We start from the raw sequence: 19,436 nt of genomic DNA on the forward strand, positions 1-19,436 counted from the left end.
TCAGGCGTGCTCAGCGCTCGACGTAGAACAGACGCTTGTTGAGGAACTCGTCGATCCCGAGCGGGCCGAGCTCGCGACCGAAACCGGAGCGCTTGGTGCCGCCGAAGGGGACGTCGGCACCCTCGCCGGCCGGCGTGTTGACGTTGGCCATGCCGACCTCGAGCTGCTGGGCAACAGCGATCGCGCGCGCCTCGTCGGTGGAGAATACGGCGCCGCCGAGGCCGTACTCCACCGCGTTGGCGAGCTCGACGGCCTCCTCGTCGGTGCTCACCTTGTAGACGACGGCGACCGGGCCGAAGAGCTCCTCGGTGTAGGCGCGCATCTCCGGCGTGACACCGGTGAGGACCGCGGGGGCGAAGAAGGCGTCGGGACCGTCGGAGATCTCGCCGCCGGCGTGGAGCGTGGCGCCCTTGTCGACGGCGTCCTGGATCTGCGCACGCAGCGCCTCGGCGGCCTTGCGGGCCACCAGCGGGGAGTAGGCGGTGTCGTCGCCGTCCTCGCCCTCGAGGGGCTTCATCGCCGCGGCGCGCTTGGTGAGGGCCGCGACGAAGTCGTCGTAGACGCCCTCGTTCACGATCATCCGCTTGTTGCCGTTGCAGACCTGGCCGACGTTCTCCAACCGGGTCGCCCAGGCGGTCTCGGCGGCCTCGTCGATGTCGTCGGAGTCGAGGATGATGTAGGGGTCGGAGCCGCCGAGCTCGAGGACGACCTTCTTCAGGTGGCGGCCGGCGGCCTCGGCGACCGCCGTGCCGGCGCGCTCGGAGCCGGTCAGGGACACCGCGCGGACCCGCGGGTCGGCGATCATCGTGGCGATCTGCTCGTGGGTGGCGTAGAGGTTCTGGTAGACGCCCTCGGGAAGGCCGGCGTCCTCGAAGATCTTCGCGATCGCGGCCGAGGAGCGCGGGCAGTTCTCGGCGTGCTTGAGGATGACGGTGTTGCCGGCGACCAGGTTGGGCGCGGCGAAGCGGGCGACCTGGTAATAGGGGTAGTTCCACGGCATGACACCGAGCACCGGGCCGAGCGGGAGGCGCTGGATGACCGCCTTGCCCTCGTGGCCGGGAAGATCGGTCTCTTTCAGCAGGTCGGCGCCGCGATCCGCGTAGTAGGCGGTGATCTCGCCGGAGAACTCGGCCTCACCGGCGCCGGAGGAGGCCTTCTTGCCCATCTCGGTGCGGATGATCCTCCCGAGCTCCGCGGCCCGCTCGGTGAAGAGGTCCGCGGCGCGCTTCACGATCGCGGAACGCTCCTCGATCGGGGTCGAGCGCCAGGCTGCGTACGCCTTCTTGGACCGCTCCAGCGCTTCCTCCACCTCGGCGTCGGTGGCGAACGGGAAGGTCTCGATCACCTCGCCCGTTGCGGGGTCGGTCACCTGGTAGGGAGGCGTGGTGCTCATCGTCATCCTCTTCGATCGGGGGCTGCTTTTGGTGCGATGGTACGTGGTTTTGGAGCGCTTTTGATGACGGAACCGTTACTCTTTACCGGTTTTCGCAACTGAATCCGAAGTTAGGACACGTTCTAGAATGTCCGCATGGATCTCGCATTCTTCCAGCGCACCGATGATGGTTTCGAGCCTACGCCGATGGCTCGCAGCATGTGGGCCGAGGACCACATGCACGGAGTGGCCGCCAGCGGCCTGATCGCCCGCGGCCTCGAGGACCAGATCGAGGAGCTCGGACGTGCCTCGGAACTGGTGCCCTCCCGCTATCACGTGGACCTGTTCCGACCGCCGCGGATGATGCCGACGCGGATCCGCACGAGGGTCGTACGCAACGGCCCGCGGATCGCGCTGCTCGACGCCGAGATGGTCCAGTCCTCCGGCGAGGGCGAGGAGCGGGTCGTCGCCCGGGCGACCTGCACCTACCTGCTCGCCGGCGAGAACCCGGCCGGTGAGGTCTGGTCGGCGACCGACCGCGCCACTCCCCCGCCGCTCGAGATCGCGCCGCCGACCTCCGAGCCGCACGTACCGTTCTTCGTCTCCGAGAACCCCTGGTCCGACGACTTCGGCAAGCACCAGAACTCCGGGCGCCACGTCACCTGGCAGGTCGCCGTACCGACCGTCGCCGGCGAGCCGATGACCCCGTTCCAGACCGTGGCCTCCATCGCCGATGCCACCTCGATGGTCACCAACTGGGGCAGCAACGGCGTCGAGTGGATCAACACCGACATCTCGCTGGCCCTCGCCCGCCGGCCGGCCGGCATGGAGGTCGGCCTCGCCACCATCGACCACGTCGCTCGCGAGGGCATCGCCGTCGGCACCGCCGAGGTCTTCGACCGCGAGGGCACCATCGGCACCGCCACCGTCACCGCCCTGGCCAATGCCAAGCGCACCGTCGACTTCACCGCTCCGGGCGAGGGTGGTCCCGCCACGCCGGTCTAGCCGAGGCGTCACCCCCGTCGGCCGAGGCGTCACCCCCGTCGGCCGAGGCGTCACCCCCGTCGGCCGAGGCGTCACCCCCGTCGGCCGAGGCGTCACCGTGGTGACGTCTCGGCCGACGTACCTGACGTCTCGGCCGGCGCTTGGGCCTTCTCGGCGAGGGCGAGGTTCTGGTCGACGAGAGCGGCCATGAGGGCACGCTGGCGGGTCGGGGTGAGGCCGAAGCCGGAGGGGGTCAAGTCGGGGGTTGCCAGGGACTCGTCGATGCCGTGGAGACGGGCGGTGGCGTGGTTGACGTCGGCGATCGCCTGCCTGAGGTCGGTGGTCGCGGGGTCGTGGGTGTCGGGGTCGCCGACGAGGTTGAGTACGCCGGTGATGCCGAGCCGGCGCTCCTCGCCGACCCGGTCCAGGGCCGCGAGGAGCGCAACGCCGGCCGGGCGCAGCGGCCCGAGGTCCGCAGGGAACGGGTAGGTGGCACGCAGGCGCGAGGGGTTGTAGCGGTAGGCGGTGTTGAGCATGGTGCCGCCGGCGCGTACCGCCCAGACGCGATGGAGGTCGGAGGCCAGGAACGCGTACGCCGCCGCGTCCTGCGTCGGGTAGACGACCAGCCCGTTGGAGAAGACGTGGTCGGCACCGACCAGGACGGGCCACAGGTGCTTGCTGTGCTTGCTGAACGCGATGACGTGCGAGAGCCCGGCGGCGTCGCGGTAGAGCTCGTCGACGGGGCTGAGGAAGCCCCACCAGCGCTCCTTGAGCTGGGGGTACTTCACGAACTGGCGGCGGCGCTCGGCGCGTACCTTCGAGCGCACCCGACGCGCGAGCGCGCGGTCCTCGGCGAGCTCCTCGAGGCCCAGCTTGCCGACGTCGAGCACGAAGCGGGAGGCGGTCGAGCCGCAGGGCGTCACCAGGTCCTCACCGCTGAGATAGGGCCGCACGGTGCGCCCGAGCGGACCGCGTCCGAGCGCCTCCGCCTCGGACGGGGTCAGCACGAGCGAGCGCCCGAGCACGATCGTGCCCTGATAGCCGTGCGGAAGGGGGACCTCGAGGTCCAGCCGTGCCGGCTCCGGGAGCGAGAAGCCGTCCTCGAGCGTCCCGGTGATCGCCGGTACCGAGCGCCCGTCGAGCCACGCGCTCTCGAGCGGCCGGGTGGTGAGCCAGATCTTCGCGAACCGCACGCCCGCCGTCGGCCACGGGGCCGATCGCTCCGCCCGAGCGACCTGCCAGCCGCGGTCCAGGAGCGTGCCGAGGCCGAAGCGAGCAGTGTCTCCCTCGCTGATCGAGTCGGTCGTGATCAGCCCGATCTCACCGCGGCTGAGGGCAGCGGCCCGGAGCAGGAAGTAGATGATGTAGTCGGCCCGCCTCGTCGTGCCGGCGGCGAGCGTGTGCGCGAGGTAGTCCCTCAGCTCCTGGCCGATCGCGTCCCGCACCCGCTTCACCCCGAGGTAGGGCGGGTTGCCGACCACCGCGTCGAAGCCGCCGCGGGCCATCACCTCGGGCGCGGCAAGCGCCCAGTGGATCGGCCGGACGGCGGGAACGGGCAGGCGCCGACAGCGGCCCAGCGATGCGTACGCCTCGGTCAGCCGCCTCCCCGGCCGACCGCCCAACGGCAGCGCGACCGCGACCATGGCGTCGGCGTAGGCCTTCGGGTCGGCGAGGCCGCCAGGAAGTTCCTCGGCGTCGACGAGCCCGACGAGCGAGTTGCCGCACAGGATCCGGTCGTCGAGGAAGGTCAGCGGGAGCGAGGGGTCCTCGCAGAGCAGCCAGAGGGACAGCTTGGCGATGTCGACCGCGACCGGGTCGATGTCGGCACCGTAGAGGCAGCAAGTGACGATCTCGGCCACGGGCCGCCCGCACGAGGACGCCAGATAGCGGGCGGAGGCGAGGAGGAAGACGCCGGTCCCGGCGGCGATGTCGACCACGGCCGCGTCTGCGGAGGCGACCGGCGCCAGGGCGTGGGCGACGACCTCGTCGGCGAGCTCGGGCGGGGTGTAGTGGACGCCGTTGTCGCGCCGCGAGGAGACCTCGAGGAGCGCCTCGTAGACGTAACCGATCTCCTCCAGAACCAGATCGTCGACCGCGGCCCCATCCAGGAACAGATAGTTCGACAGCAGATGATCCGACTTCGGACCGTCCGCGCACGACAACAACCCAGCGGCATCGAGGGCGGCATCGGTGAGCACCATCCCCCGTGCCCGCGCGAACCCCGCCACGACGCTGCGCATCACCGCCGCCACCGCCGAGGGGCCACCGCCCAGCTCGGCAACCGCCGACCGCGCTCGAGTGCGCAGTGCCCGGGGCGTGATCACAGGATGAACCATAGAACGCCCGCAGGTTCGGGGAGACGAACCGATGGTGAAGAGTGACGCGCCGGGGTGCCCCTGTTCACCACAACGTCACAACGTGCGTACAGAATCCGGCGCATGTCCATCGACTCGGAGCGGCTCGGGCCCCTCCTTCACATCCGGCCCGGCACGGCTCCCCGCGTGGCGATCATCTCCGCGAGCTACGGCGCCGGCCACAACTCGGCCTCCCGGGAGATCTCACGAGCACTCGGGGAGGCCGGATGCGACGTCGAGATCTTCGACTTCGTCGACCTGATGCCCTGGCGGCTCGGGCACGGGCTGAAGGTCGGCTACAAGATGCAGCTCCAGGTCAGCCCCGACTCGTGGGGCACCACGATGAGCCTGGTCATGCCGGGGCGCCCGCTCCACAAGCCGTTCAACCAGCTCCTGCGTCTCTCCACGCGCAACCTCACCGAGGCCATGCGCGGCGCCGACCTGGTCATCTCCACCCACCCGTTCTGCTCGCAGGTCATCGGCCACCTGCGCACCAGCGGACAGCTCACCGTGCCCGCGGTCACCTACCTCACCGACGCCGCGGTCCCGGCGCTGTGGATCAACCCCGGCATGGACCTCAACCTCGCCATCCACGAGGTCGCCGCACGTGAGGCGCGCATGCTCGGCGGCACCGCGGCGGTCGTCCAGCCGCTGGTCCCGCCGGGGGCGGCGTACGTGCCGGGGCAGTTCTTCCCCGATCCACTCGCCGACCTCGACCTGGAGGGTCCGCGGGCGCTGGTCACCGGCGGCTCGCTGGGCGCCGGTGCGCTCGAGCAGACCGCCCGCGACATCCTCGAGCACAGCGACATGACCCCGGTGGTCCTCTGCGCGACCGACCCCTGTCTCAAGCGCCGCCTGGAGCGGATCCCCGGTGTCGTGGCACTCGGCTGGCGCACCGACGTACGTGCCCTGATGGCGACCAGCGACTGCGTCGTCCAGAACGCCGGCGGCTTCACCTCGCTCGAGGCCTTGGCCTCGGGCACGCCGGTGATCACCTACCGCTCGATCTCCGGCCACGGCGCCGCCAACTCGGTCAACCTGGACCGTGCCGGCCTGATCCCGTGGGCCCGCGACGAGGTCGAGCTCGCCAAGCACCTGGAAGTCGCCGCCGAGTCACCGCGGTTCAACCGGCTCGCGCTCGGCGTCCCCGACATCGTCCAGCTCCTCACCGACAGCTACGACGAGACCGCCGTGGCCTAGCGGCACGTCCCAGAAGTTCCTAGGCACTTCGCGCCGCCATGGCACGCACCTCGCCGCGTTGGCGCCGCTCGGAAGACGCCCGGTATGACTTCACGACGCCGCCTTGCGATGCACGCACCCTGACGACGCCAAGCATCCAGGAACTTCCAGGACGCACCACTAGCCGGCCGGCGGCAACCCGAAGAGCCGCGCGGCGTTCTCGTAGAGCACCCCGCGCGTCCACTCGTCACCGAGCCCGAGACCGATGACCCCGTCGACCGCCTCGAGATAGGGATAGGGGATGTTCGGGAAGTCGCTCCCGAACAGGACCCGCTCGCCCAGCGCCTTCAGCCGCGGCAGCTCCTCGGCCGGGAAGGGCGTCGACGCCTCGGTGAAGGCGGTGAAGGCCATGGTGGTGTCCAGGTGCACGCCGTCGTACTTCTCCACCAGGTCGAGGAAGCGCGAGTAGTCCGGCAGGCCCATGTGAGCGACGATCAGCACCAGATCCGGATAGCGTCCGAGCAACGCCTCCATGCCGGTGGGCCCGGTGAACCGCCCCGGAGCGGGCCCGTGACCCGAGTGGATCACCAGCGGCGTACGCGACTGCGAAAGGACCTCCCAGACCGGGTCGAGCAGCGGCGAGTTGGGGTCGTAGTCGCCGACCTGGACGTGCGCCTTGAAGATCCGCGCCCCCGCCTCGACGGCCTCGCGCACATAGTCACCCGCACCCGGCTCCGGGTAGAACGTCGCCGACTGCAGGCAGTCCGGCTTGTCCGCCGCGAACTCCGCGCCCCACTGGTTCAGCCATGCCGCCATCCCCGGCTTGTGCGGATAGGTGAGCGCCGAGAAGTGACGTACGCCGAGCTCCCGCAGCACCCGGAGCCGCTCCTCCTCGGAGTGCCGATAGGCGATCGGCCACGGCTGACCGGTCAAGGGCCCGGCCGCATCGAAGTAGGCCCACACCTTGTCGAGCATCCGCGCGGGCAGGAAGTGGGTGTGTACGTCGAAGATGCCGTCCAGGCCCAGCGCATCGAGCCGCGCGCGGAGCTGCGCGGGCTCGTCGGGGGCGATGGCGACCGTAGAAGCGTTCACGAGGGCCGAACCTACCTGGCGGAAGCGAAGCCCGAAGCAATCTATCCGGCGGTTGCGGAGCCAGAGGCCACCGGCGCAGCGAACGTCTCCGCGATCGCGCGTGCCCGCCCGGGCACCTCGTCGGCCGTCAGCCCCCAGGTCCCCTCGGCGAAGCGCCGGGCGAGCTTCGCGAGCGAGTCGGCACCCTCGTTGAGCGCCTCGCCGACGTGGCCGCGCACCCACTCGAACGAGAGCCGATCGGACTCGCGGCACAGGTCGTCGTGCATCCGGGTCAGACCGGCGAGCTCGGCTCGGTGCTCGCTCTCGTAGCCCTTCGGCATCGACAGCTCACCTCGGAGCCAGTCCTCGATCATCGCGAGCGCGACCCGTGAGTCGGTCCGGATGGTCAGCGTGCGGCGGGGCAGCGCCCGCACCGCCTCGGCGATCGCCTGCAGCTCGGCCAGGACCACCAGCGACTGCGGATCGCGGATCCGGGCGTTGGGCACCTGCCGGCCGAAGCCGTGCTGACCGTCGCCGGCGAGCCATCCCCAGCCGATGAACCCGCGATGGGCCGAGCCGTCGGTCGCCACCACCAGCGGCGGCATCGGGCCGGCCCGATGGATCGCCATCGCCTCCACCGCCTCCGCGCGGATGCCCGCGTCCTCGTCGGCGAACGGCACCACGGTGACCCCGGGATAGGCGTCCGCGATCTCGTCGGTCAGTATCCAGAACCGCGAGTTGGACGGCAGCGCGACCACGACCTGCACCGGTGCGAGCGACTCCAGCGAGTCGTACGCCGCCCCGACCGCCGCGATGATCGCGTCCTCGGTCCCGCGGGCACCGAGCGATCCCGCCGCGTGCAGCCCTGGACCGGTCAGAACCCAGTCCCACTTCTCGGCGTCGCTGCGCTCCTTGACGACGATGAAGCAACGCATTGCTGACCTCCTGACCCGCCCGAACAAGTCGTCCTCGACGTTACCGGGCGGCCCCTGAGAAAGTGACTCCGGCGTCAGGATCCGGACACCGCTGACCGGAACGGTCAGACGAGCCCGAGCTCTCGGGCGCGCACGCCCGCCTGGAACCGGGACCCGGCGCCGAGCGCCTCCATGAGCTCGGCGACCCGACGCCGGTAGGTGCGTACGCCGAGCCCGAGGGTGCGCGCCGCGGCCTCGTCCTTCACGCCTCGGCCCAGCAGGTCGAGCACCTGAGGCGCGATGTCGCGCAGCTCGGCGATCCGGGCGTCATAGGCGTCCACCGTCGTCGCCGAGCGCCAGGCCGCGTCGAAGAGCGAGGTGACGCCCTGGACCACCTCGGGCTGCGTGACGATGCTGAAGCTGCGCTGGCCCAGGCGCAGGTCGCCGGCGAGGATCGCGACCCGGCGGTCGATCAGGATCGTCTCGTTGATCTCGTCGGGAGTGATCCGGATCTGGGCGCCGCGGACGTCGCGGATCTCGCGCAGATGTGCGGCGGAGACCGGGTCGAGCAGCACGTTGGGCCGGTAGACCTTCCGCAGCCGCACCTCGGCTCCGTCGCGACCGCACAGCGCGGCCCTGATACCGGATTCGGTTCGCGCGGCCGACCAGGTGCGCAGATCGATCGCCGCACAGGCGATGTCGGTGGCGGCAGCGAACAGGTGCGAGGTGCGCCGCACGAGCTCTTCCTCGCCGCGTACGACGGCGACGGTGCCGCCCGTCCGGATCGTCCCCACCGTGTTGGTCACGGCATCGATTCTCCCCCGCCCACCAAGGCGCGAGCCGGCAATCGGCAACAACCTGCCAAGCGCGTGAGTACGCCGCGGCGGGTCGCGACGCTGGAGGGCATGACCACGAACCACATCACCGCCGGTGCCGCCGGCACCTGGCAGCTCGGCGACAAGCGGATCAACCGGATCGGCTTCGGCGCGATGCGCCTGATCGGCAACCTCTCCACCCCGATCGCACCCGACCGCGAGAACGCGATCACCGTCCTCCGCCGCGCCGTCGAGCTCGGCGTCAACCACATCGACACCGCGGCGATCTACTTCACCCCGACACGCTCGGCCAACGAGCTGATCGCGACCGCCCTCCAGCCGTACGCCGAGGACCTGGTGATCGCGACCAAGGTCGGCCCCACCCCAAGGAGCCGTGACGGCGCCTGGGAGTCCGACGACCGACCCGAGCACCTGCGCCACCAGGTCGAGGAGAACATCCGCCAGCTCGGCCTCGACCACCTCGACCTGGTGAACCTGCGCTGGGGTGTCGGGCGCGAGCGCGGCACCGGATCGGTCGCCGCCCACTTCGGCGCCCTGCTCGACCTCCGCGAGGCGGGCCTGGTCGAGCACGTCGGCCTCTCCAACATCGGCCCCGAGCAGCTCACCGAGGCGCTCGCGATCGGGCCGGTGGCCTGCGTACAGAACCAGTACGGGCTCACCACCCGCCGCGAGGACGACGCCCTGCTGCGGCTGTGCGGCGAGCACGGGGTCGCGTTCGTGCCCTTCAACTCTATCGGCGCCGCCGTCGCCGGCGCGGTCCCTGGCGCCGCCCCCGACGAGACCGGTCGTGATGTCGTCGGGGCCATCGCCGCGGCGCACTCCGCCACCCCCTCGCAGGTACGCCTCGCCTGGACGCTCCACCAGGGCCCGCACGTGCTCGCCATCCCCGGCACCGCCGATCCCGCTCACCTCGAGGAGAACATCGCCGCCGGCGCCCTCCGGCTCACCGACGAGGAGGTGAGCCGCTTGAACGGCGTCGCCGCGCCGGTGGCGCGCTGACCTCTAGGCCGCGGTGCAAGACCGCGAGAGGTAGTCCGGGACGTTCCAGCCCATCTACCCATGAGTAACGGACCGGATCGTCCCGGACTACCTGCGGCGAGCGGCAGCACTCACTCCTGCGCGGCGTAGAGCCCGTCGATGACGTCGGCGTACTTCTTGCTCACCACGCGCCGCTTGAGCTTCAGGGTCGGGGTGAGCTCCTCGGACTCGGCGGTCCACTCCTGGCTGAGCAGCTCGAAGGCCTTGACCTGCTCAGGGCGGGAGAGGCGGGCGTTGGCGGCGTCGACGGCCTTGGCGACGGCGCCCCGGATGACCGGGTGCTGGGCCAGCTCGGCGAGCGAGCCGGCCTCGACGCCGAGCTTCTGAGCGACCACGGGAGCGATCTCGCCGTCGAGGGTGAGGACGGCGACGACGTACGAACGGCCGTCACCGACCACCATCGCGTGGCCGACGAGCGGGCTCTCCTTGAGGAGGTTCTCGATGTTGGAGGGGGCGATGTTCTTGCCCGCGGAGTTGATGATCATCTCCTTCTTGCGGTCGACCACGGTGAGGAAGCCGTCCTCGTCGAGCGAGCCGATGTCGCCGGTGTGCAGCCAGCCCTCGGAGTCGAAGAGCGCGGCGGTGGCGTCGGGTCGGCCCACGTAGCCCGGGGTCATGATCGGGCCCCGGAACAGGATCTCGCCGTCATCGGCGATGCGCAGCTCGATCCCGGGCTGGGCACGGCCGACGGTGCCGAGCCGGAAGGCCTCCGGCCCGTTGCCGGTGGCCGCCCCGGTGGTCTCGGTCATGCCGTAGACGTCGTAGATCTTCAGTCCCAGGCCGGCGAAGAACCTCGCCACCTCGATCGGCATCGGCGCGGCCGCGCTGGCCGCCCACTCGACCTTGTCGAGACCGAGCAGTGCGCGCATGGTCGACAGGACGGCCGCGTCGACCTGTTCGAACTGTGCCTGCAGCTCGGGCGAGGTGGTCTGCCCGAACTGCTGCGACTCGACGTAGGCCAGCCCGACCGCCATCGCCTTCTCGACACCGGCCTTCTTGGTCTCGTCGGTCTCGGCGGCGAGCAGTGCGGTGACGCCGGTGCGGATCTTCTCCCACACCCGCGGCACCCCGAAGAAGCTGGTCGGGTGCACCTCCTGGAGGGTGCCGAGCAGCAGCGCGGGGTCCTGGACCAGATAGACGTGGCCGCCGTTGAACTGCGGGATGTAGAGGCTGAGCACCCGCTCGGCGATGTGCGCGAACGGCAGGTAGGAGACGAGCACCCCCGGCTCCTCGACACCGGAGACCGTCAGCGAGCTGGTCGTCTCGAAGACGATGTTGCGGTGGGTGAGCACCACGCCCTTCGGCTGCCCGGTCGTGCCCGAGGTGTAGAGCATCGTGACCGTGTCGTCGGGGGTCACCGCGGCGCTGCGCGCGTCCAGCTCCTCGCCGACCTCGGCCAGCACCGCTGCACCCGTTGCCACGAAGTCGTCCCAGGCGACCGCCCGCGGGTCCCCCTCCACGGCGGTGTCGATGGTGACGACGCGTACGACCTCCTCGCGCTTGAGCCCGAGCGCCCAGCGGGCGACGTGGTCGTCGGTCTCGAGCACGACGATCCGCGGGTCGGCGTGCTGGGCGACGTAGCCGACCTGGTCGGGCGCGAGGGTGTTGTAGATGCTGATCGGGACACCGCCGGCGAGCACCGTGGCCATGTCGGCGACGACGTGCTCGATGCGGTTCGCGGCCATGATCGCGACCGACTCCCCCGGCTGGAGACCCGCAGCGATGTAGGCGGCGGCCAGCTCGCGGGCACGCTGGTGCAGCTCGCCCCACGTCAGGGTGCGCCAGCCCGTGCCGTCCGGGGTGTGCCGGTCGGAGAAGGCCGGCTCGGAGCCGCGGTCGGCGACCACCTTGGTGAGTACGTCGACCATGGTCTGGTCGCCGATCTGGGACTCGATGGCGGCGCGGTCGGCGAGGACGTCGGGCATCGGGGCGCTCCTTCTGTAGTTTGTGACTCGGGTCACAATCGGGGTGCCTCGACCGTAGGGACGAGTTGGCACGGACACAAGAGCCCGTCTGCGCTATTTGGGAATCCGCCCAGCAGGCGCGCTTTCCATTCAGTGGAAGGGCGCTCTGGCGGCAGCTGCCCGATCAAGAGTTGACTCACCCCATGGCAGAAGAACGTACGCAGGTTGTGATCGTCGGCGCCGGCCCCGCGGGGATGCTGCTGAGCCATCTCCTCGCCGCCGACGGAGTCGACTCGGTCGTGGTCGAGACCCGGTCGGAGGAGTACGTCGCGGCCCGCATCCGCGCCGGGATCCTGGAGCAGTCGAGCGTCGATCTGCTCACCGAGGTCGGTCTCGGCGACCGGCTTGCCCGCGACGCCGACAAGCACCGCGGGATCTACCTGCAGTGGCCCGAGGAGCGCCACCACCTCGACTTCGTCGACCTGGTCGGCCGGGCGGTCTACGTCTATGGCCAGACCGAGGTGCAGAAGGACCTGATCGAGGCCCGCAGGGCCGCCGGGCAGGTCGTCCACTACGAGGTCAGCGAGACCGCGCTGCACGACATCGAGTCCGACCGGCCCTCGGTCACCTTCACCGACGCCGCCGGGATCCCCCAGCGGATCCGGGCGGATGTCATCGTCGGCTGCGACGGCTCCTTCGGCCCCAGCCGCGTCGCGATCCCGGCCCGGGAGAGCTGGGACCGCACCTACCCCTACAGCTGGTTCGGCATCCTCGCCGACGTCGCGCCTTCGACCGACGAGCTCATCTACGCCTGGCACCCCGACGGCTTCGCACTGCACTCGATGCGCTCGGAGAGCGTCTCGCGGTTCTACCTCCAGGTGCCCAACGGCACTGACCCGGCGACCTGGTCCGACGACCAGATCTGGGACGCGCTCGCCGCGCGGCTCGGCCACGGCCAGAACGGCTGGAGCCTGCAGCCGGGCCGGATCTCCGACCGCAGCGTCCTCCCGATGCGCTCGCACGTCTCCACGCCGATGCGCCACGGCAGGCTCTTCCTGGCCGGTGACGCCGCCCACATCGTCCCGCCGACCGGCGCCAAGGGGCTCAACCTCGCGGTCGCGGACGTCGCGCTGCTGGCGCCCGCGCTGGCGGCGCTGCTCAAGGGCGACCCGCGACTGGCCGACGACTACTCCGAGACGGCGCTGCGCCGCGTCTGGCGCTGCACCCACTTCTCCTGGTGGATGACCACGATGCTGCACACCGCTGAAGACCCGTTCGACACCCAGCTCCAGCTCTCCCAGCTGCGCTGGGTGACCTCCAGCGAGCACGCCGCCGCCGGGCTCGCGGAGAACTACGCCGGTCTGCCGATCGGCTTCTGAACGGCCCGCGGGGCCGCCCGGTCAGCGTGCGACCAGACGGCCCCGAGTGCCTCAGGCCCTGACCTCGTAGACCAGGTTGAACGGTGTCTCGGCGACGGTGCGGAAGGAGCTGAACCCGCCATCGGCGGTCACCTGCTGGATCCGTGCGGGTCCCGCCTGGGTGCCCAGTGCCGCGGCGCCCTCCTGCGAGACCGATCCCGGCGTGCAGAGCAGCGTCGAGAAGCCGTAGTAGGCCCGTCCGACCGGGTTGAAGTTGTCCTCGACGTGGTCCCCGGCCTTCGGCTCGACGATCATCCACGTGCCGCCGTCCGCGAGCGTGGCGCGCACCTGGCGGGCAGCGCCGACCGGGTCACCCATGTCGTGGAGGCAGTCGAACATCGTGACCAGGTCGTAGCCCTCGCCGCCGAACGACTGGGCCGTGGCCGTCTCGAAGCGCACCCGGTCGGCGACACCGGCGTCGGCGGCGCGCTGGCGGGCCATCTCGATGGACGGGCCGTGGGCGTCGTACCCCACGAAGGTCGAGCGCGGGTAGGCCTTCGCCATCAGGATCGTCGATGCCCCGTGGCCGCAGCCGACATCGGCGACGGTCGCGCCCGCCTCCAGCTTGGGCACGACTCCCTCGAGCGCGGGCAGCCAGTCCGGGATGAGATTGGCGTTGTAGCCGGGGCGGAAGAACCGCTCGCAGCCGTTGTGCACGTCGGTGTCGTGGTCTCCCCACGCGACGCCGGTGCCCATGCGGGCCGCCTCGATGATGTGCGTGGTGTCGTGCACGGTCCCGAGGGCGATCTGGAAGAAGCCGGGCAGGAACGCCGGGCTGTCCTCAACGGTCAGTGCCACGGCCTGCTCAGGGGGCAGCGTGAAGCGGTCGGTCTCGGCGTCGTAGGTCAGGTAGTCGCCAGCGGCCTGCGCCCGCAGCCACTCCCGGGCGTAGGGCTCGACGGTTCCGGTACGCCGGGCCATCTCCTCGGCGGTGGACGGCCCGTTCGCCGCTAGGTCGCGGTAGTAGCCGAGCTTGTCGCCCATCACGACCAGAGCCGCGTTGAGCGTCGCACCCACTTCGTCGACAGCCCTGAAGACGAACGCCATCAGCTTGTCGGTGTCGATGTCGGTGACGGTCATTGCTGAGTTCCCCCTCTCGTGTGCCCGAGAAGGTCCGGTCGGTCGACCGGATCACCTTCGACGCTAGCCACGGCTCCACCGGCCGGATAGTTCACGATCTGAAGCGGCCGTCCCTGGCAGGACTCAGGTCGTGGTGATGGCGACCTTGCCGCGTACGCGGCCGGAGTCGAGGAGACGCATCGCCTCCGGGACCCTGTCGAGCGGGAAGGTGTGGCCGAGGCTCGGTACGACGGTGCCGGCCTCGAAGAAGCCGGCGAGGCGCTCCAGGTCGCTGGCGCGTTCCTTGGCGACGTACATGGCGAACCGCTGCCTGATGAACGGCGTGAGCAGGAGCGCCCCGAGGGATCGGTTCATGCCGCCGGTGAGGTTGCCGCCGTGCTCGCCTCCGACCAGCACCACGGTGCCGGTCGGGGTCAGCGCTCGCCGCTGCTGCTTTCAGAGGGATGTGACCAGCACGCTAGGCGTGCACCCGGCAGCGCCTGGGCGCCGCGATGGCCGCTCACCGGGATTGGGTAGACGCGAGCACCACGATGTGAGCGGCGGCTCTTGCCCGATCCGCCGTAGTCGTGTTTAGGTAAGCCTTACCTAAACAGGAGGCGCCATGGATTCGACCGCCAGCATTGCCCGCAGCATCCTGTCCTGCCCCCGTGGCGGCAGCGTGGTGATCGACGGCATCCCCTACTCGATGGAGGAGCTGGAGATGCAGGGCTTCGCCGACGACGGCGGGCGCCCGACCTTCCTGTGCCCACCCGAGCAACGGATGGCGTACGCCGGTCGACGAGGCAGCCACGTCGTGCTGGTCCTCCAGGGCGTGCTCGGCAACGGCGAGGCGGTCCGCCTGACCGGGACCCTGAGGTGGCTGAGTACGGATGCCTGCACGTGCTGCGAGACGGAGTGGGAGGAGGTGGTCATGGACGTCTCCAACGTGATGCTGGTCCGGCCGACCGGCGAGGCGGCGCCGATCCCGCTCGACGCCTTCACCGACCGCGACCTCGACCTCAACGACGGCGTGCTCCACCGTAACCAGGACCATCTCAACAACCACCACGGCAACGACCTCCGCGAGGCGGTCGCGACCCGTTCCTACATCCCGGTCGACACGATCCTCGCGGCCCAGATCACCGGGCTCTGCGCCGAAGGCTTCGAGTTCCAGTGGGTCGACGAGGGCGGGGCGCACAGCGCACGCACCACCTTCGACCGCCCGGCCAGGACGCCGGAGGACCTCGTCGCCGGCGTCCGCAAGGCCCTCGCCGCCGAGATCTGCTGAGCGGGACACTCGCGCCGAACCTGTTTCCTGGTACACAAATCCCATGTACCTTGGTGACGTATCAACGTCGTGCAAGGAGGCTCGGATGGTTGTGCAGACACTTCGCTCGATCGGTGGCTACGTGGGTGCGGTCGCCGGCACCCCGGTCCGGATGATCACGCCGACCAGGCCCGTGCCCCGCAGGGAGTACGACGAGACGCTGCGTACGTTGTCGGAGGCGTCGGTCGAGATGTACTTCAACGCCTTCAAGGACGTCGACTGGGACGCGCCCGAGATGGCGCTGCCCGAGGACGACGAGCGCTGGATCCTGCCCACGCTCGACATGCTCGGCGCCCATCCTTGGTACCAGTCGCTGCCCAAGGCACGGCAGATCGAGGTCGGCCGGCACCGCCTCACCGCCATGGTGAAGACCGGCTCCCAGTTCGAGCAGTTGCTCCTCCTCGGCGGCACCCAGTTCCTGATGGGCGTCGACAACGGCGACCCCGAGTTCCGCTACTTCATGCACGAGCTCACCGAGGAGACCCATCACATCCAGATGTTCCAGGAGTTCACCAACCGGGTCTGCCCCGACGTCGCGGGCGCACCGGGCTGGCTGATGCGTTCCATCCCGCTCGTGGGCCATCTCGGCGGGCTCTACCCGGCGCTCTTCTTCGCCATCATCCTGGCCGGCGAGGAGCCGATCGACCACGTGCAGAAGGAGGCGATGCGCGCCGGCGGAACCCACCCGCTCCTGGACCAGATCATGGCCATCCACATCGCCGAGGAGGCCCGCCACATCGGCTTCGCGCACGCCTGGCTCGAGGAGCACGCGCCCTCGCTCAACCCGGTCTCACGCTTGGCCCTCGGCATCCTCACCCCGCTCGCGATGCGGCTGGGCTCGGACGCGATCATCATCCCCTCGCGCGCCGACCGCGAGCTCATGGGGCTGCCCGACTCGGTCGTCCGCGAGGTCTGGGGCACCGGCGCCGAGGCCGCCGCGTTCCGCCGCCACCTCTTCGCCGACGTCCGGATGCTCTTCGACAACCTCGGGCTGCGTACGCCGCTGACGCGGTGGTCCTGGAAGGTGCTCGGCGTGGATGGACGGCCGGCGCGTTTCCGTGCCGAGCCGCCCAGCGCCGCTGCTTGACGAGCAGAGTTGAATGGCATCACCGACTCAACCGAGGAGCACGATGCCGAACAACGACAATGGCCGCGCGAACATCGGCGTGGTGGGCCTGGCCGTGATGGGGTCCAACCTGGCCCGCAACCTCGCCTCTCGCGAGGGCAACACGGTGGCGGTCTACAACCGCACCTACGCCCGGACCGAGGAGCTCATCACCGAGCACCCGGAGGCGGGCTTCCTCGCCTCCGAGACGATCGACGACTTCGTGGCGACGCTCGCCAAGCCGCGTACGGCGATCATCATGGTCCAGGCGGGCAAGGGCACCGACGCGGTGATCGAGCAGCTGGCCGAACGGTTCGAGCCGGGCGACATCATCGTCGACGGCGGCAACGCCAACTTCAACGACACCATCCGGCGCGAGCGCGAGCTGCGTGAGCGTGACCTGAACTTCGTCGGCACCGGCATCTCCGGTGGCGAGGAGGGTGCGCTCAACGGGCCCTCGATCATGCCCGGCGGATCGCCCGAGGCCTGGACGACGCTCGGCCCGATCCTGAAGAGCATCGCCGCGGTGGCCGAGGGCGAGCCGTGCGTGACCCATGTCGGGACCGACGGCGCGGGCCACTTCGTGAAGATGGTCCACAACGGCATCGAGTACGCCGACATGCAGCTGATCGCGGAGGCCTACGACCTCCTCCGGCGGGTGGGCGGGCTCTCGGTGGAGCAGCTCGTCGACGTCTTCAAGGACTGGAACACCGGCGACCTGGAGTCCTACCTGATCGAGATCTCAGCGGAGGTGCTCGCTCAGAAGGACGCCGAGACCGGCCAGCCGCTCGTGGACGTCATCCTCGACGAGGCGGGCTCGAAGGGCACCGGCGTCTGGACGGTGCAGAACGCGCTCGGCCTCGGCATCCCGGTCTCCGGAATCGGCGAGGCCGTCTTCGCCCGGGCGGTCTCCTCCAAGCCGGCCCAGCGCGGCGCGATGCGGGCCTCGGTGACCAACCGCCCGAAGGCCCCCGCGGTCCCCGACACGTTCGTCGATGACGTACGCGCGGCTCTCTACGCCTCGAAGGTCGTCGCCTACGCGCAGGGGTTCGACCTGATCGTGGCCGGGGCGAAGGAGTACGGCTGGGACATCGACCTCGGTGCGCTCGCCAAGATCTGGCGCGCCGGCTGCATCATCCGGGCCCGCTTCCTCAACCGGATCGTGGACGCCTACGCCACCAAGCCCGACCTGGAGACGCTGCTGGTCGACCCCTACTTCGCCGATGCGGTCGCGTCCGGCGAGGAGGCGTGGCGGCGCGTCGTCGGGATCGCGGCGGCCTCCGGCGTACCTGCCCCCGGGTTCTCCTCGGCGCTCGCCTACTTCGACTCGCTCGCCGCCGACCGGCTCCCGGCCGCACTCATCCAGGGCCAGCGGGACTTCTTCGGCGCGCACACCTACAAGCGCGTCGACAAGGACGGGACGTTCCACACCATGTGGTCCGGCGACCGCTCGGAGATCGCGACGACGCCCTCGACCCACTAGCCCTGTAGATACCGAACTTGGGGCTGTCGACGCTGCGAACGGCGGTCCTAGCCTGAGGCATGGGGTTCGACGTCGCCGCCGAGAGGTACGCCCGTTTCATGGGGCGCTACGCCGAACCCCTCGCACCTCACTTCGCTGACTTCGCCCGGGTCAGCATGGGCCAGCGCGTTCTCGACGTCGGCTGCGGACCGGGCACGCTCACCCGTGTCCTGGTGACCCTCACCGAGGCCCACCTGGTGGCCGCCGTCGACCCGTCGCCCCCGTTCATCGAGGCGGTCGCCAGGACGCTGGCCAGGGTGGACGTGCACACCGGCGTGGCCGAGGCGCTCCCCTTCGACGACAACTGGTTCGACGCCTCGCTGGCCCAGCTCGTCGTGCACTTCATGACCGACCCCGAGGCCGGCATCAACGAGATGGTCCGGGTCACCCGGCCCGGCGGCACCGTCGCGGCGTGCGTGTGGGACGGCGACACCGGTGCCGTCGCGCCGTTCTGGGCGTGCGTGCACGAGATCGACCCGGAGGCCGAGGACGAGGCACTGCTCGCCGGCTCCCGGCTGGGCGACCTGGAGAAGCTGTTCAAGAAGGTCGGCCTCCGCAAGGTCGAGCCGAGCGGCCTGGTGGTCCGCGTCACCCACCCCACGTTCGAGGACTGGTGGGACCCGTACACCTTCGGCGTCGGACCGGCGGGCGACTACGTGCAGTCCCTCGACGATGCCGGGCGCACCGCGCTCGAGGAGGTTGCTAGGCGCCGGTTGGGCAACGGCCCGTTCACGGTGACCGCGACGGCCTGGGCGGCCCGCGGCACCGTCGCCTAGCAACACGCCCGGGTCCTGCCGGATTTGCATTGGACCCCTATCCTCCATATGGTTGTAAAAGTCAACCAACTTGGAGGGATGATGATCGGGCACGCGACGTACCAGGAGCTGATCCACCAGCTCAGCGAGGTCGGAGCCGTACGGAAGGGCCTCGTACGCAGGCTTCCGCCCGAGCTGTCGGCCGGCTCCGCGGGGGTGCTGACGATGCTGCGTCGACACGGCGACATGACCATGAGCGAGCTCACCGAGTTGCTCGCCGTGGACATCTCGGTGACCAGCCGACACGTGGCGTGCGTCGCCGACCAGGGCTGGATCGAGCGCTCTCCCAACCCGGCCGACGGCCGCTCCCGCATCCTCCGTCTCACCGACACCGGGCGCGACCTGCTCGACAACGCCTCCCACCAGCTCACCGACCTCATCGCAGACCGGCTCAGCGGCTGGGACGAGCGCGACGTACATGAACTCGTACGGCTCGTCACCAAGCTCCGCGACAGCCTCGGCCACTGCGGCACCACCAGCAACTAGGCAGCACCACCAGAAAGGAAGTCCATGGCAACGACGACAGCCGCGCGGACTC

17 protein-coding genes are annotated in these 19,436 nt (G+C 70.3%); 9 read left to right on the top strand and 8 right to left on the bottom strand.

Annotated elements, in window-relative coordinates; translation table 11 throughout:
- Window positions 1–10: 10 nt before the first annotated feature.
- Window positions 11–1,393, bottom strand: coding sequence for an NAD-dependent succinate-semialdehyde dehydrogenase (locus ACFWQC_RS16415; protein WP_378679892.1), 1,383 nt, complete (start codon window positions 1,391–1,393; stop codon window positions 11–13).
- Window positions 1,394–1,528: 135 nt separating this feature from the next.
- Between ACFWQC_RS16415 and ACFWQC_RS16420 the strand changes: the two genes are divergently transcribed.
- Complete coding sequence (locus ACFWQC_RS16420; protein ID WP_378679895.1) at window positions 1,529–2,377, top strand: acyl-CoA thioesterase domain-containing protein; 849 nt, start codon at window positions 1,529–1,531, stop codon at window positions 2,375–2,377.
- Between the two features lie 92 nt (window positions 2,378–2,469).
- On the opposite strand, the gene ACFWQC_RS16425 is transcribed toward ACFWQC_RS16420, so the two are convergent.
- Window positions 2,470–4,680: an Eco57I restriction-modification methylase domain-containing protein gene (locus tag ACFWQC_RS16425; RefSeq protein WP_378679898.1), complete on the bottom strand. Its 2,211-nt coding sequence runs from the start codon at window positions 4,678–4,680 to the stop codon at window positions 2,470–2,472.
- A 114-nt stretch (window positions 4,681–4,794) separates the two neighbouring features.
- On the opposite strand from ACFWQC_RS16425, the gene ACFWQC_RS16430 reads away from it, so the two are divergent.
- On the top strand, window positions 4,795–5,910 hold the full coding sequence (locus tag ACFWQC_RS16430) for a glycosyltransferase (RefSeq protein WP_378679900.1): 1,116 nt from the start codon (window positions 4,795–4,797) through the stop codon (window positions 5,908–5,910).
- 159 nt (window positions 5,911–6,069) lie between these two features.
- Here ACFWQC_RS16430 and ACFWQC_RS16435 read toward each other — a convergent pair whose 3' ends face one another.
- The 3 genes from ACFWQC_RS16435 to ACFWQC_RS16445 form a co-directional block, all read right to left on the bottom strand.
- Window positions 6,070–6,981 carry an amidohydrolase family protein gene (locus ACFWQC_RS16435; RefSeq protein ID WP_378679903.1) on the bottom strand — a complete coding sequence of 304 codons (912 nt, stop codon included), beginning with the start codon at window positions 6,979–6,981 and terminating at the stop codon, window positions 6,070–6,072.
- Window positions 6,982–7,022: 41 nt separating this feature from the next.
- Window positions 7,023–7,895, bottom strand: a complete 873-nt coding sequence (locus ACFWQC_RS16440) for an RNase H family protein (protein ID WP_378679906.1) — start codon at window positions 7,893–7,895, stop codon at window positions 7,023–7,025.
- 104 nt (window positions 7,896–7,999) lie between these two features.
- Entirely contained in the window at window positions 8,000–8,680 is a 681-nt protein-coding gene (locus ACFWQC_RS16445) for a DNA-binding response regulator (RefSeq protein WP_378679909.1), read from the bottom strand.
- A gap of 99 nt (window positions 8,681–8,779) precedes the next feature.
- On the opposite strand from ACFWQC_RS16445, the gene ACFWQC_RS16450 reads away from it, so the two are divergent.
- Window positions 8,780–9,709, top strand: a complete 930-nt coding sequence (locus ACFWQC_RS16450) for an aldo/keto reductase (protein ID WP_378679912.1) — start codon at window positions 8,780–8,782, stop codon at window positions 9,707–9,709.
- A 110-nt stretch (window positions 9,710–9,819) separates the two neighbouring features.
- On the opposite strand, the gene ACFWQC_RS16455 is transcribed toward ACFWQC_RS16450, so the two are convergent.
- Window positions 9,820–11,673: an AMP-dependent synthetase/ligase gene (locus ACFWQC_RS16455; protein WP_378679914.1), complete on the bottom strand. Its 1,854-nt coding sequence runs from the start codon at window positions 11,671–11,673 to the stop codon at window positions 9,820–9,822.
- A 182-nt stretch (window positions 11,674–11,855) separates the two neighbouring features.
- On the opposite strand from ACFWQC_RS16455, the gene ACFWQC_RS16460 reads away from it, so the two are divergent.
- A complete protein-coding gene (locus tag ACFWQC_RS16460; RefSeq protein ID WP_378679917.1) occupies window positions 11,856–13,031 on the top strand; it encodes a 4-hydroxybenzoate 3-monooxygenase in 1,176 nt (391 codons plus the stop codon).
- A gap of 51 nt (window positions 13,032–13,082) precedes the next feature.
- On the opposite strand, the gene ACFWQC_RS16465 is transcribed toward ACFWQC_RS16460, so the two are convergent.
- Both ACFWQC_RS16465 and ACFWQC_RS16470 read right to left on the bottom strand, forming a co-directional pair.
- Window positions 13,083–14,150 carry a class I SAM-dependent methyltransferase gene (locus ACFWQC_RS16465; protein WP_378679919.1) on the bottom strand — a complete coding sequence of 356 codons (1,068 nt, stop codon included), beginning with the start codon at window positions 14,148–14,150 and terminating at the stop codon, window positions 13,083–13,085.
- Window positions 14,151–14,273: 123 nt separating this feature from the next.
- Window positions 14,274–14,567 (bottom strand): zinc-binding dehydrogenase, encoded by a 294-nt coding sequence (locus ACFWQC_RS16470; RefSeq protein WP_378680044.1) that lies wholly within the window; start codon window positions 14,565–14,567, stop codon window positions 14,274–14,276.
- A gap of 184 nt (window positions 14,568–14,751) precedes the next feature.
- On the opposite strand from ACFWQC_RS16470, the gene ACFWQC_RS16475 reads away from it, so the two are divergent.
- The 5 genes from ACFWQC_RS16475 (at window position 14,752) to ACFWQC_RS16495 (ending at window position 19,384) form a co-directional block, all read left to right on the top strand.
- Window positions 14,752–15,417, top strand: coding sequence for a DUF2470 domain-containing protein (locus tag ACFWQC_RS16475; RefSeq protein ID WP_378679921.1), 666 nt, complete (start codon window positions 14,752–14,754; stop codon window positions 15,415–15,417).
- A gap of 85 nt (window positions 15,418–15,502) precedes the next feature.
- Window positions 15,503–16,543, top strand: coding sequence for a diiron oxygenase (locus tag ACFWQC_RS16480; protein WP_378679924.1), 1,041 nt, complete (start codon window positions 15,503–15,505; stop codon window positions 16,541–16,543).
- Window positions 16,544–16,586: 43 nt separating this feature from the next.
- On the top strand, window positions 16,587–18,044 hold the full coding sequence (gene gndA, locus ACFWQC_RS16485; RefSeq protein ID WP_378679927.1) for an NADP-dependent phosphogluconate dehydrogenase: 1,458 nt from the start codon (window positions 16,587–16,589) through the stop codon (window positions 18,042–18,044).
- Window positions 18,045–18,103: 59 nt separating this feature from the next.
- A complete protein-coding gene (locus tag ACFWQC_RS16490) occupies window positions 18,104–18,859 on the top strand; it encodes a class I SAM-dependent methyltransferase (protein ID WP_378679930.1) in 756 nt (251 codons plus the stop codon).
- 81 nt (window positions 18,860–18,940) lie between these two features.
- On the top strand, window positions 18,941–19,384 hold the full coding sequence (locus ACFWQC_RS16495) for a MarR family winged helix-turn-helix transcriptional regulator (RefSeq protein WP_378679932.1): 444 nt from the start codon (window positions 18,941–18,943) through the stop codon (window positions 19,382–19,384).
- The last annotated feature ends 52 nt before the right edge of the window (window positions 19,385–19,436 follow it).

The organism is Nocardioides sp. NPDC058538 (genome assembly GCF_042719275.1).
Classification (GTDB): domain Bacteria; phylum Actinomycetota; class Actinomycetes; order Propionibacteriales; family Nocardioidaceae; genus Nocardioides.